This is a genomic window from Streptomyces sp. NPDC043908 (assembly GCF_056435525.1).
Genome location: NZ_JBWKEI010000013.1, coordinates 113831 through 126497, shown reverse-complemented (window position 1 = coordinate 126497; position 12667 = coordinate 113831). Strand labels below are relative to the sequence as shown.

The following is a 12667-nucleotide window of genomic DNA, read 5'->3' as shown; positions in this document are numbered from 1 at the left end:
GATTTCCGTGGCGGTGCAGGAGGCTCGGCAATGCGGTGGTGACTGCGGTCCCGGAGCGCGGGACGGTCACCGGCGCGCGGTGGCGGCGTTCCTGGCCAAGCGCGACGGTCTCGCCGCCGGGGAGGGGTTGCCCGCCGCCGTGGCGCACTCCGCCGGGGCGTCCCGCCAGTGGGTGTCGGACGAGCTCACCCAGTCCGCCCGGGCGCTCGCCGAACGGGGCCGCGAGGCGGGGCAGGCCTGGCCCGCGGCGGTCTGGCGGGCCACCCTGGCGGTGGTGTGGGCGGGCGTCGCGGTGCTGGCCCTGGTGGAGTCGTCCACCGCGATCGGCGCGGGCTGGAACCGGGCCAGGACCGCCGGTCTGGTCGCCGCCCTGGTGGCGGCGGTCGTCCTGAGCGGCGCGGGGTGGCTGCACCGGGCGCGCGGCGGAGTCCTCGCGCCGGTCGTCGGCGAGGACAACCGGCTGTCCACCTCGCGCGCCGTGGCCGCCGCCTGGATGCTGCTCGTGGCCTTCGCGGTGCTGCTCCTGGCCGTACGGCTGGCGGGGGCCTCGGGCGCGAAGGAGCGCGACGCGCTGATCCACGGCCTCGGACTCTCCCGTGGCGCGGGGCTGCTGGCGGTGGTCGCGCTGGTCAGCGCGGTGACCGTGGTGGTACGCCGGGTGGTGGCCGTCCGCATCGCGGGGCAGCGGCTCCAGAAGGTGCGCGCGGAGCGGCCGCGCGCCGCCGATCTGCTCACCGACGACGCCGGGCGCGGCAGCTTCGCGGACGTCCAGTACGTCCTGGTCTGCGCCGTCGCTCTGCTCTTCGCCGCCGTACGCCTGGCCCGGCGGCCCGACCGGCTGCCCGATCTGCCGTGGGCGCTGGCCTTCCTGGTGGCCGTGTCCGCGCTGACGTACTTCGCGGGGAAGTACGCCGAAGGCGGTCGTCCCGTCGTGCTCTCGGTGGTCCGGGCGCGCGAGGCGGGCGATCTGGACGCGCCGATCCGTACCGGAGACGACATCGAGATCCGCGGCGTCGGATTCGTGCCGCCCGGAGCGGGCACCCCCGACCGCCTCGCCCGGATGGTCGTGCGGATCGGCGCCGTCCATGTCCACGTGCCGCTGGTCCCGGTCGCCGGCGGCTTCGCCAACCCCAGCGACACCGTGCTGACCGTGCCGGTCCCGGTGGACGTCGAGCCGGGGCGGGTGGAGGTGCGGGTGATCACGGCGGCGGGCCTGGAGACGAACCGGGTGACGATCGACGTCACCGACTGAACCGGCGCCGCCACCGGGGAAACCGGTTGAGCGGTGAACCGGTTGAGCCCGCCACGGCTTCCGTACGTATGGTCTGGTGACAGGGGTTACGGAAGGCGGGAACGGCGATGGCACACGGAAATCACCCCCGGACGCGGGGCGGGACGGCCACCGGCGGGGGCCTGCGGGGGCTGAAGGAGACGGCCGGAAGATACGCGCTGCTGCCGCTGCGCGTCTTCCTCGGCGTCACGTTCGTCTACGCCGGGCTCGACAAGATGACCGGCGGCACCCCCAGCCTCAAGGCGAGCGGCAGCGGCTCGCTCGGGGAGCTGATGCACTCGGTGCGCGACAGCTCCGCGATCCCCGCCCTCGTCGACCTCGCCCTCAAGAGCCCGGTCGGCTTCGGATACGCCATCGCCATCGGCGAGGTGGCCGTGGGGGCGGGCATCCTGATCGGCCTGTTCGGCCGGCTCGCGGCGCTCGGCGGCGCGCTGATCTCGCTCAGCCTGTGGCTGACCGTGAGCTGGGCGACCACGCCCTACTACTACGGCAACGACCTGGCCTATCTGATGGCCTGGCTGCCGCTGGTGCTCGCCGGGACGCCGCTGCTGTCCGCCGACGCCTGGCTGGCGTCGCGCCGCCGTCTGCGCACCGCGTAACCCGCCCAGCTGGCGAGGCCGGCGGCGCTGAGCCCGCCGCAGACCAGCGGGATCACCTCGTACCAGGGCGTCTGCCACGCGCCGGCCGCGTCGCCCCCGAACAGGGCGGCGGTGGCCAGCATGACCACGCCCGCCAGCAGCCGGCCCGGCCGGAACTCATGACGCGGCACGGTCCACCTCCGCCTGTCCGATGGAGACGTGCAGATCGAGCTCCAGGGTCCCGGCCGGCTTCGCCCCGGCGGGCGGCGCCAGGGTCACGGTCTTCTTCTGGTTGGGCTGGATGTCGACGTCCTCCGGCTTCTCGGTGGGCAGTTGGACATCGCCGATGCCCACCACGATGTGCGCCTTCACGGTCGCGCCCAGGGGCACGAGGACCTTGAGCCGCCCGGCGCCGACCTCCGCGCGCGTCCGCACGCTCTGCCCCGACGGCACCACGACCCTGCTCAGGTCGAGGGTGCCCTCGCCCGATCCCAGCGCGTACGACGGCTGGACGTCGGCGGCCGCGGCCGGGGCCCAGTCGGTCCTGGTCCACTCGGTGGTGATGGTCTTGGGCAGCGCCGAGGCCCCGGCCAGCAGGGCGGCCGTGAGGACCGCCATGAAGAGCGTGCCGAACCCGGTGCGCCCCGCGAACGCGCTGACCACCAGGCCGAGACCGAAGACGACGAGGGCCGCGGCGAGGCCGATCTGGAGGGCGGTGCCCAGCGGCTGGTGGCTCCAGGCGCCCGCGGTTCCGGCGCCCGCGGCGAGCAGGGCGAGCAGGAAGACGAACCCGCCGATGGCCCGCGGACCCCGGGTGGCCCGGTCGGCCGCCTTCCCGGCCCGGTCCGTCTTCCCGGCACGCGCCCCGGCGGGTCCGAGGCCGACGGCCGGGTCGGCGTCGTCGGCGCCCCACAGATAGCCGGTGCCGACCGGGCCCGTGGTGCCGTCCTTGACGATCGGGTCGCGCCACCACGAGGGCGAGGCGGGGGTGGGCGGCGCCTTGGTCTCGGGCGGGGCCGCGCCGGGGCCGAAGGCGGGGGAGACGGTCCCGGGTGCGGCCGGGGCGCCCACCGCGTCCGGCGGGGCGTCCGCGGGCGTGAGCGAGCGCCGCTGGGACCAGACGCCGACGCCCGCGACGGCCAGCGTCAGCAGCCACGCGAAGCTCATCACCGAGCCGTTGCTCAGCATGGACAGGAAGATCCCGCAGCCCGCCAGCGCCATCAGCACGGCGGCCAGCGCCGGACCCTCCACCCGGCCGGACAGCAGCCGGCGCGCCTCGTTCTCCTCCTCGCCGTCCTGCGGGAGCAGCAGCCAGCCGAACCCGTAGAAGAGCAGGCCGAGGCCGCCGGTGACGGTCAGCACGCCCAGCGCGACCCGGAAGATCACCGGGTCGATGTCGCAGTACCGCCCGAGACCGCCGCAGACGCCGCCGATCACCTTGTTGTGTCCGCTGCGGCGCAGCTGCGGCGCGGCGGGCGCCGGACCCGGGTCCGGGTCCGGCGGCGCGACGGGGGTCTCGGTCGGCGGTGTCATGACTCCATGGTGACGGGCCGTCGGCGGGTCCGGCACCCGCCTCGACCCTGGCCTCTCCCTGAGATTGCCCCTGATGCGGAGCCGGGGCCTCCCCCCGGCGGGGGAGAACGGATCCCCCGGGAGGGGATCCCCGCTCCCCCGGGCGGGGGCGTCCCGTTCCCCCGGACCGGGGGCCCCGTTTCCCCCGCGTGGGGATCGCCCCTCCCTCCCGCGGGGACCGCGGATCAGGGGCGTTCTGGGGGCCAACCCTGATGCCCGCGGCCGCCCGGACGTGTGACGATCGGTCCATGCCAGTCGCCGCTCCCCGAACCGCGCCCCCCGAGGCCGACGAACCCCCCGTGCGCAAGCTCTACCGCTCGGCCGAGGGCCGGATGCTCGGTGGGGTGGCGCGGGGCCTCGCCGGGCACCTGGGGCTGCCGGTCGTCTGGGTGCGGATCGTCTTCCTCGGCCTGTTCATGATCGACGGCCTGGGGGCGCTGCTGTACGCGGTGTTCTGGTTCGTGGTGCCCCTGGGCCTGGGCGGGACGGCGGCCGAGCCGCGCTCGGCGTTCGAGGTCAGCCCCGACGGCCGCCGGCGGCTGCGCAAGCCCGACAAGGGCCAGATCGTCGCCCTGATCGCGCTCTGCGTCGGCGCGGCGATCTTCGTGGGCAATGTGAACGTGGGCGGCTGGGCCAGCCCCTACATCTGGCCCACGCTCCTGGTCGGCGCCGGGGTGATCCTGGTGTGGCGCCAGGCGGACAACGCCCGCCGGGCCCGCTGGACCGAGGGCGCCCGGCGCAGCCGGCTGCTGCCGCTGGCCCGGGGGCTGGCCGGGGTCGCGCTGGTCGGCGCGGGCTTCACCGGGTTCGTGGTGGTGCGCGGCTCGGCCGCCCAGCTCGGCAACGTCCTGACGGCCGCGCTCGCCGTCCTCGCGGGCATAGCCCTGCTGGCCGGGCCCTATCTCGTCCGGATGACCCAGGACCTCTCCGAGGAGCGCCTGATGCGCATCCGCGCCCAGGAGCGCGCCGAAGTCGCCGCCCATGTGCACGACTCGGTGCTCCACACCCTCACCCTGATCCAGCGCAACGCGGAGAACGTGGGGGAGGTGCGGCGCCTGGCCCGCGCCCAGGAGCGGGAGCTGCGGGCCTGGCTCTACAAACCGGAGGGCACCGGCAAGGACGAGTCGGAGGAGCCGGAGACCCTGGCCGAGGCGGTGAAGAAGGCCGCGGCCGAGGTCGAGGACAAGCACGGGGTTCCGCTGGAGGTCGTGGTCGTGGGCGACTGCCCGCTCGACGAACGGCTGTCGGCGCAGATGCAGGCCGCGCGCGAGGCGATGGTCAACGCCGCCAAGTACGGTGGCGAGGGCGGCGCCGTCCAGGTCTTCGCGGAGGTCGAGGGCCGTACCGTCTTCGTGTCCGTACGGGACCGGGGCCCCGGCTTCGACCTGGACGCGGTCCCCGGCGACCGCATGGGCGTACGAGAATCGATCATCGGCCGGATGCAGCGCAACGGCGGAACGGCACGGCTGCGGGCGGTGCCCGGCGGGGGTACCGAGGTCGAGCTGGAGATGGAGAGGGCGGACGGATGACGACGGAGCAGTCCCAGCAGGGCCAGGGCGGTGCCGAGCGGCGGGTGCGGGTCGTCCTGGTCGACGACCACCGGATGTTCCGCACGGGCGTCCAGGCCGAGATCGGCCGGACCGAGGAGACGGGTGTCGAGGTCGTCGGGGAGGCGGCCGACGTGGACCAGGCGGTCACCGTGATCACGGCGACCCGGCCGGAGGTCGTCCTCCTCGACGTGCACCTGCCGGGCGGCGGCGGCGTGGAAGTCCTGCGCCGTTCCGCCCCGTTGATGGCGGATCCGGAGAACCCGGTGCGCTTCCTGGCGCTGTCCGTCTCGGACGCGGCGGAGGACGTGATCGGGGTGATCCGGGGCGGCGCCCGCGGCTACGTCACCAAGACGATCACGGGGACGGACCTGATCGACTCGATCTTCCGGGTCCAGGAGGGCGACGCGGTGTTCTCGCCGCGTCTGGCGGGCTTCGTCCTGGACGCCTTCGCCTCGACGGACGCGCCGCCGGTCGACGAGGACCTGGACCGGCTCACCCAGCGCGAGCGGGAGGTGCTCCGGCTGATCGCCCGCGGCTACGCGTACAAGGAGATCGCCAAGCAGCTGTTCATCTCGGTGAAGACGGTCGAGTCCCACGTCTCGGCGGTCCTGCGCAAGCTCCAGCTGTCCAACCGGCACGAGCTGACGCGCTGGGCCACGGCCCGGCGGCTGGTCTGAGGGGCCGGGCTGGGGGCGGGCCGTGCGCTGGCAGGGCTGACCCGGCGGGGCGGGGGCGGCGGGCCGGGGGCCGGCCCGGCGGGGGCGTCGCTGGACCGGTGGCCCCGGGGGCGGCCGCCGCGAGAGTAAAGGACTCGCAAAGCGGGGCAACTCCCGCCAGGTCAAGCGGCTCTTCCCGTCCGTGATGAGCCTGACCGGTACCCCCTTCCTGCTGACCGCCGTCCTCGTGGCGGTGGCGGCCCTGCTGCTGCCCCTGTTCCTGTGGAGCAGGATCGGCGGCCCGGCCGTGGTGCGCGGGGCCTCCCGGCTGCTCATGCTGCTGTTCGCCCAGTTCACCGCCGTCCTCGTGGTCTTCGTGCTGGTCAACAACGCCAACGGGCTCTACGACACCTGGGACGACCTGCTCGGCACCGGCAACCACGTCAACGCCGCCCCCGACCTCGGCCCCGACGGCACCGGCGGCCGCGAGCCCGCGTCCGCGCCCAAGGTGAAGCAGGTCTTCAAGGAGTACAAGGGCAAGGTCGGCGACGGCGTCATGAAGACCACGCTCAAGGGCGCGATCTCCGGAGTCGAGGGCGACGTCGCGGTCTGGCTGCCGCCGCAGTACAACGACCCCGCCTACAAGGACAAGACGTTCCCCGTGGTCGAGCTGCTGCCCGGCTACCCGGGCTCCATCGGCGCCTGGTTCGGCTCGCTGCACACCCAGCGCCAGCTCACCCCGATGATGCGGCGCGGCGAGGTCGCGCCGTTCATCCTCGTCTCGCCGCGCACCACGCTCCTGGACGGCCGCGACACCGGCTGCGCCAACGTGCCCGGCACCGTCAACGCCGACACCTGGATCAGCGTGGACGTACGGAAGATGGTCACCGACAACTTCCGGGCCGCCACCGGCCCCGAGAGCTGGGCCGTCGCCGGGTACTCGGCGGGCGGCCACTGCGCCGCCAGGCTCGCGATCGCGCACCCGGACCGCTACCGCGCCGGCGTCGACCTCTCCGGCTACAACGACCCGGCCGCCGAGGGCGCGTCGATCACCGCGCACGACCCGAAGCTGCGCCGCGAGTCCAACCCGCTGTGGATCCTCAAGAACGCCAAGACCCCGCCGCACACCTCGCTGTTCGTCTCCGGTGACCTCGGCGACGGCTACAACGACGGGCTGGCCCTGAAGAAGGCCGCCAAGGCGCCGACGACCGTCCACGTCGTCCGGCTCAACGGCGGCGGCCACCGCAGCAGCGTGTGGGAGCGCCAGGTGCCCGACGTCTTCCGCTGGCTCACCCGGGAGCTCGGTCAGGCCGGCCGGGTCGCCCCCGCGAACGGCATCTGATCGATCGGCGCGATCCGCACCGGCGCCCCCGGGTGCGGCGCGTGGATCATCTGGCCGCCGCCGACGTAGAGCCCGACGTGGCTGATGCCCGAGTAGAAGAAGACCAGGTCACCGGGGGCGAGGCCGGAACGGGACACCCGGGCGCCGGAGTTGATCTGCGTGTACGTGGTCCGGGGCAGCGAGACGCCCGCCGCGCCCCAGGCCGCCTGGGTCAGCCCCGAGCAGTCGAACGCGGACGGCCCGGTCGCGCCCCACACGTACGGCTTTCCGAGCGCGCCGTAGGCGTACGCGACGGCCGCCGCCGCCCGGCCGCTGGGCGCGGGAAGCCCGGCGGGGGCCGAGACGGGCGCGCCGGAGGCCGAGGAGCGGCTCGCGCGGCCGGGGGTGCCCGCGCCGGTCCGGGCGCCGTCCTCGCTCTCGTACGCCTGGCGCTCCTCGGCGGTCAGCCGCGCGAGCAGCGCCCGCGCCGACTCGATCTTCGAGGTGACGGTCTCCTTCTGGCGCTTCAGCTCGGCCTGCCGGGCGCGCAGCTCCGCGAGGCGGCCGTCGGCGGCGGTGTGCAGCCGCTTCAGCTCGGCGAGCTGCCTGCGGACCCCGGCGACGGCGCTCGCCGTCCGGTCCCCGGCCCGCTCCTGGAAGGCCGCGTCGTCCAGGTACCGACGCGGGTCGGACGAGAGCATCAGCTGGAGCGCGGGGGCGACCCCGCCGGTGCGGTACTGGGCGGTGGCGATGGAGCCCAGCGCGTTGCGCGCGCTGCCCAGCCTGTCGGCCTTGCGCGCGGCCTCGTCCTGGAGCGCGGTGACGGCCTGCTGGGCGTCGTCCGCCTTCTCCTTGGCGCCGTTGTACGCCTCGGTGGCGACCTCGGCCTCCTGGTAGAGCTTGTCCACCTTGGCCTTGACCTGGGCCGGGGTCAGGCGGGGCTCGGCGTGTCCGGAGCCCTCGAAAGCGGTGGCGGTGGCGGCCCCGGCCAGGGCGAGGGTGGCCGCGGTGCGGGCGGCGGGGCCGGTGAGCGGGTGCTGCCTGGGCTTTCGATGTGCAGCCACTAGGTGCCTTCACGTCCTTCCGTGCGCACCCGGCGACGGACCGCACAGGGGGAACGGCCCGCCGCCGGATCTCTCGGCCGGCGACCGTCTGCCGCCCCCCGAGGGAGCGGCGATGGGGAGTCGGTCGCCTGGGGGAGGACGCTAAACCTGGGCCACACGGGGGAGTGACGCGAAGCGGTGAAGTGTTCTGTTCCGGTGCCTACATGACCGAATGTGACCGCTCCGCTATCGGGTGGGCCCGTTTCCCGATGCCGCTGTGACCGGGGAGCCGGACGGGGCCCACCTGCCCGAAGCGCCGTGCTACGCGGTGGCTAGGCTCGCGAACCATGGACGTACTCATCAATGTCTTCGTCGCCCTGCACATCATCGGCATCGCCTCCCTGCTGGGCGGCTTCCTGACCCAGATGAAGGCGATGGGTGCCGGGACCGCGCGCTTCGTGCCCGCGATGCTGCACGGCGCGCTGACGATGCTGGTCACGGGCGTGGCCCTGGTGGGCCTGAACCAGGCCGACGACAACGCGGTGAACACCGCCAAGATCGGCCTGAAGCTCGCGGTCCTGGTGGTGATCCTCGGCCTGGTCTATGTGAAGCGCGACGACGAGAAGGTGGAGAAGGCCCTGTTCGGCGCGGTGGGCGGGCTGACCGTGGCCAACATCTTCATCGCGACGCTCTGGACGTAAGCGCGGGCGCGCGCAAGGGCGCGCACACCACCGCCCCCTACGCGGGGCGCACGCTCCCGTAGATCGGCATGTAGTAGATCGACTCCTCGCGGACGTACGCCCCCGGCTTCGGCGCGTGGATCATCATCCCGTTGCCGATGTACATCCCGACGTGGCTGATGTCGTCGTAGAAGAAGACCAGGTCACCGGGGCGCAGATCGTCCGTGGCCACCCGGGTGCCGGTCTTGACCTGGTCCCAGGTGGTGCGCGGCAGATCGACCCCGGCGGCCTTCCAGGCGGCCTGGGTGAGCCCGGAGCAGTCGTACGAGGACGGCCCGGTCGCACCCCACACGTACGGCTTGCCGATCTGGTCGCGGGCGAACGCGAGGGCCTGGGCGGCCTTGGTGCTCGTGGTGGGGGAGGACGGAGCGCCCGACCCCGACCCCGCCCCTGTGCCCGTACCCGGCGCCTTCGGGGGCTTCTTCGCCGCCTCGGCCGCCTCCGCGGCCTCCGCCGCCTTCCTGGCCGCCGCCTGGTGCGCGGCGAGCTCCGCCGCCTTCTTCCGCGCCTCCTCCCGCTTCTCGGCCTCCAGCGCCGCGAGCCGCGCCTTCTCCCGCGCGGTCAGCGTCCCCAGCAGCGTGCGCGCGGCGGCCAGCTTGGACTGCACGTCCTTCTTGCCGGCCCGCAGCGCCTCCTGCGAGGCGGTCAGCCGCTCCAGGCCCCGGGCCGCCTCCGCGCGCCGGGTCGCGACGCCCGCCCGCTGGGTCTCGAAGTCCCGCAGCGCCCGCTCCTCGCGGCCGGTCAGCTGCTTCATCAGGTGGTCGCGGTCGAAGAAGGCCCGCGGGTCGTCCGCGAGCATCAGGGTCGCGGTCGAGGCCATGCCGCCCGTGCGGTACTGCTCGGCGGCGTAGGAGCCCAGCACCCGGCGGGTGTCGTTCAGCCGGGCGGTGCCCCGGGCGACCTGGTCGAGCATGCCGTCGACCTTGGCGCGCTGGACCTCGGTGGCCTCCTTGGCCCGGTTGTACGTCTCCGTGGCCGTGCCCGCCTGCCGGTAGAGGTCGTCGACCTTGCGCTGGACCTCCTCGACCGTCGGCTCCGGGCTGCCGGGCGACGCGCCCGCGCTCTGGGCCAGCAGGCCCACCGAGGCGAGCGCGGCCGTGGTGATGCCGACGGCGGGAGCGGCCGGACGTATGCGGGTGCGCGGCTTGCGGTGGGAGGGCAAGGCCGACACCTCCTTACGGATCGTGCCGAGCGGGTGCGGTCCCCGGACGGGGGCGTTCCCGGTTGAGGCGGCACGCTAGCCAACTCGTGCGGTCACTGGGAAGGTTGATGTCCGACAGGCCCGATACATTCCCGTGACCTTTACCCTCCGTAGTCGTTGGTTCGTCTCCCGCGAAGGCGGGAGCGGGCTGTCGGACCGGGGTCCTAGACTCGGGAGACGATGAGCAGCCTCTTTGACGACAGCTTCCTGGCGGACCTCCACCCCTCGGAGGAGGAGCACCCGCCCCCGCCCGAGGACGGCCCGGTCCGCGAGGAGGTGCCGGACGACCTCTTCCAGGGCCGTTTCGACGCACCCCCGAGCCACGACGCGTACTACCGGGACGGCGCCCCGCGCCCGGTGGTCGACTCGGCGACCCTCCTGGAGGGGCTGAACGAGAACCAGCGCGCGGCCGTGGTCCACGCGGGCTCCCCCCTGCTCATCGTGGCCGGCGCGGGCTCCGGCAAGACCCGCGTGCTCACCCACCGCATCGCCCACCTGCTGGCCACCCGCGGGGTCCACCCCGGCCAGATCCTCGCGATCACCTTCACCAACAAGGCCGCGGGCGAGATGAAGGAGCGCGTCGAGCAGCTCGTCGGCCCGCGCGCGCACGCGATGTGGGTGATGACCTTCCACAGCGCCTGTGTGCGCATCCTGCGCCGCGAGTCCAAGAAGCTCGGCTTCACCTCGTCGTTCTCGATCTACGACGCGGCCGACTCCAAGCGGCTGATGGCGCTGGTCTGCCGCGACCTGGACCTCGACCCCAAGAAGTTCCCGCCGAAGTCCTTCAGCGCCAAGATCTCGAACCTGAAGAACGAGCTGATCGACGAGGAGACCTTCGCCGGGCAGGCCGTCGACGGCTTCGAGAAGACCCTGGCGCAGGCGTACGCGATGTACCAGGCGCGGCTGCGCGAGGCCAACGCGCTGGACTTCGACGACATCATCATGACGACGGTCCACCTGCTCCAGGCGTTCCCGGACGTCGCCGAGCACTACCGCCGCCGCTTCCGCCACGTGATGGTCGACGAGTACCAGGACACCAACCACGCGCAGTACACCCTGGTGCGCGAGCTGGTCGGCCCGGCCGGGAAGGACGAGGCGCCCGCCGAGCTGTGCGTGGTCGGCGACGCCGACCAGTCCATCTACGCCTTCCGCGGCGCCACGATCCGCAACATCCTCCAGTTCGAGGAGGACTATCCGGACGCCACGACGATCATGTTGGAGCAGAACTACCGCTCCACGCAGACGATCCTCTCCGCCGCCAACGCGGTCATCGAGCGCAACGAGAGCCGCCGCCCCAAGAACCTGTGGACGGACGCGGGCGCGGGCGCCCGCATCACCGGCTACGTGGCGGACACCGAGCACGACGAGGCGCAGTTCGTCGCCGACGAGATCGACCGGCTCACCGACGCGGGCGACGCCAAGGCCGGTGACGTGGCGATCTTCTACCGGACCAACGCCCAGTCCCGTGTCTTCGAGGAGATCTTCATCCGCGTCGGCCTGCCGTACAAGGTCGTCGGCGGAGTGCGCTTCTACGAGCGCAAGGAGGTCCGCGACGTCCTCGCCTATCTGCGCGTCCTCGCCAACCCGGAGGACGCGGTCCCGCTGCGCCGCATCCTGAACGTGCCCAAGCGCGGCATCGGGGACCGCGCCGAGGCCATGATCGACGCGCTCTCGCTGCGGGAGAAGATCACCTTCCCGCAGGCGCTGCGCCGCGTCGACGAGGCGTACGGCATGGCGGCCCGCTCCGCCAACGCCGTCAAGCGCTTCAACCAGCTCATGGACGACCTGCGCACGATCGTCGACTCGGGCGCGGGCCCGGCCGTCGTACTGGAGGCGGTCCTGGAGCAGACCGGCTATCTGGCCGAGCTCCAGGCCTCCACCGACCCGCAGGACGAGACCCGGATCGAGAACCTCCAGGAACTCGCCGCCGTGGCCCTGGAGTTCGAGCAGGCGCGCGGCGAGGCGGAGGGGACCGACGGCGCCGAGGCGCCCACTCCCACCCTCGCCGAGTTCCTGGAGCAGGTCGCCCTCGTCGCCGACTCCGACCAGATCCCCGACGAGGACGAGGAGGGCTCCGGCGTCATCACGCTGATGACCCTCCACACCGCCAAGGGCCTGGAGTTCCCGGTGGTGTTCCTGACCGGCATGGAGGACGGCGTCTTCCCGCACATGCGCGCGCTGGGCCAGGTCAAGGAGCTGGAGGAGGAGCGCCGCCTGGCGTACGTGGGCATCACCCGCGCCCGCGAGCGGCTGTATCTGACGCGCTCCTCGATGCGCAGCGCCTGGGGCCAGCCCTCGTACAACCCGCCGTCCCGGTTCCTGGAGGAGATCCCCGGCCAGCACCTGGAGTGGAAGCGCACCGGACCGATGGCCGCCCCGGCCGGGCCGGTCTCGGGCAAGGGCCTGGGCGGGGGAGTCTCCTCCTCGCGGGCGCGGTCGGGTCCGTCGGGCTTCGCGACCCGGCGCACCAGCGACAAGCCGGTGATCGCGCTGACCATCGGCGACCGCGTCACCCACGACCAGTTCGGTCTGGGCACGGTGGTGTCGGTGACCGGCTCCGGTTCGGACGCGCAGGCCACGATCGACTTCGGCGACGAGCGCCCCAAGAAGCTGCTGCTGCGCTACGCGCCGGTGGAGAAGCTGTAGAGCGCTGCCGTTCCCGCGCCCGCGCCCGCTCCCGCGCCCGCTCCCGCGCCCGCTTCCGCGTCCGTGCGG

The 12667-nt window shown here is 73.5% G+C and carries 11 protein-coding genes; 7 read left to right on the top strand and 4 right to left on the bottom strand.

The genetic code is table 11. From position 1 onward, the window contains the following. Window positions 1–7 precede the first annotated feature (7 nt). Window positions 8–1252, top strand: coding sequence for a hypothetical protein (locus AC069K_RS26745; RefSeq protein ID WP_478620643.1), 1245 nt, complete (start codon window positions 8–10; stop codon window positions 1250–1252). Window positions 1253–1359: 107 nt separating this feature from the next. After that, window positions 1360–1890 (top strand): DoxX family protein, encoded by a 531-nt coding sequence (locus tag AC069K_RS26740; protein ID WP_478620640.1) that lies wholly within the window; start codon window positions 1360–1362, stop codon window positions 1888–1890. Here the strand turns inward: AC069K_RS26740 and AC069K_RS26735 are convergent. Next, entirely contained in the window at window positions 1794–2060 is a 267-nt protein-coding gene (locus tag AC069K_RS26735; protein ID WP_478620637.1) for a hypothetical protein, read from the bottom strand. The two genes, AC069K_RS26740 and AC069K_RS26735, sit on opposite strands and share 97 nt — an antisense overlap. Beyond that, a complete protein-coding gene (locus AC069K_RS26730; RefSeq protein ID WP_478620635.1) occupies window positions 2047–3402 on the bottom strand; it encodes a PspC domain-containing protein in 1356 nt (451 codons plus the stop codon). Before AC069K_RS26730 ends, AC069K_RS26735 begins: the two co-directional genes overlap by 14 nt. A gap of 287 nt (window positions 3403–3689) precedes the next feature. Here AC069K_RS26730 and AC069K_RS26725 point away from each other — a divergent pair, with 287 nt between their 5' ends. From AC069K_RS26725 to AC069K_RS26715, 3 genes are all read left to right on the top strand, one after another. After that, window positions 3690–4970 carry a PspC domain-containing protein gene (locus AC069K_RS26725; RefSeq protein ID WP_358833024.1) on the top strand — a complete coding sequence of 427 codons (1281 nt, stop codon included), beginning with the start codon at window positions 3690–3692 and terminating at the stop codon, window positions 4968–4970. Continuing rightward, entirely contained in the window at window positions 4967–5668 is a 702-nt protein-coding gene (locus AC069K_RS26720; protein WP_365103751.1) for a response regulator transcription factor, read from the top strand. Before AC069K_RS26725 ends, AC069K_RS26720 begins: the two co-directional genes overlap by 4 nt. A 184-nt stretch (window positions 5669–5852) precedes the next feature. Next, on the top strand, window positions 5853–6989 hold the full coding sequence (locus AC069K_RS26715; protein WP_365103753.1) for an alpha/beta hydrolase: 1137 nt from the start codon (window positions 5853–5855) through the stop codon (window positions 6987–6989). Here the strand turns inward: AC069K_RS26715 and AC069K_RS26710 are convergent. Continuing rightward, a complete protein-coding gene (locus tag AC069K_RS26710) occupies window positions 6953–8032 on the bottom strand; it encodes a C40 family peptidase (RefSeq protein WP_478620630.1) in 1080 nt (359 codons plus the stop codon). The genes AC069K_RS26715 and AC069K_RS26710 overlap by 37 nt on opposite strands. 326 nt (window positions 8033–8358) lie before the next feature. Here AC069K_RS26710 and AC069K_RS26705 point away from each other — a divergent pair, with 326 nt between their 5' ends. Then, entirely contained in the window at window positions 8359–8712 is a 354-nt protein-coding gene (locus AC069K_RS26705; protein ID WP_365103759.1) for a hypothetical protein, read from the top strand. A gap of 37 nt (window positions 8713–8749) precedes the next feature. Here AC069K_RS26705 and AC069K_RS26700 read toward each other — a convergent pair whose 3' ends face one another. Next, the gene (locus tag AC069K_RS26700) at window positions 8750–9913 is read right to left on the bottom strand and encodes a C40 family peptidase (RefSeq protein ID WP_478620628.1); all 1164 of its coding nucleotides are present in this window, start codon (window positions 9911–9913) and stop codon (window positions 8750–8752) included. Between the two features lie 219 nt (window positions 9914–10132). Between AC069K_RS26700 and pcrA the strand changes: the two genes are divergently transcribed. After that, complete coding sequence (gene pcrA / locus AC069K_RS26695; protein ID WP_478620625.1) at window positions 10133–12598, top strand: DNA helicase PcrA; 2466 nt, start codon at window positions 10133–10135, stop codon at window positions 12596–12598. The last annotated feature ends 69 nt before the right edge of the window (window positions 12599–12667 follow it).

Bases quoted from the DNA above. Each gene is read 5' to 3' on its own strand.
- AC069K_RS26740 (WP_478620640.1), top strand. From the start codon at position 1,360: ATGGCACACGGAAATCACCCCCGGACGCGGGGCGGGACGGCCACCGGC.
- AC069K_RS26730 (WP_478620635.1), bottom strand. From the start codon at position 3,402: ATGACACCGCCGACCGAGACCCCCGTCGCGCCGCCGGACCCGGACCCG.
- AC069K_RS26725 (WP_358833024.1), top strand. From the start codon at position 3,690: ATGCCAGTCGCCGCTCCCCGAACCGCGCCCCCCGAGGCCGACGAACCC.
- AC069K_RS26720 (WP_365103751.1), top strand. From the start codon at position 4,967: ATGACGACGGAGCAGTCCCAGCAGGGCCAGGGCGGTGCCGAGCGGCGG.
- AC069K_RS26715 (WP_365103753.1), top strand. From the start codon at position 5,853: ATGAGCCTGACCGGTACCCCCTTCCTGCTGACCGCCGTCCTCGTGGCG.
- AC069K_RS26705 (WP_365103759.1), top strand. From the start codon at position 8,359: ATGGACGTACTCATCAATGTCTTCGTCGCCCTGCACATCATCGGCATC.
- pcrA (WP_478620625.1), top strand. From the start codon at position 10,133: ATGAGCAGCCTCTTTGACGACAGCTTCCTGGCGGACCTCCACCCCTCG.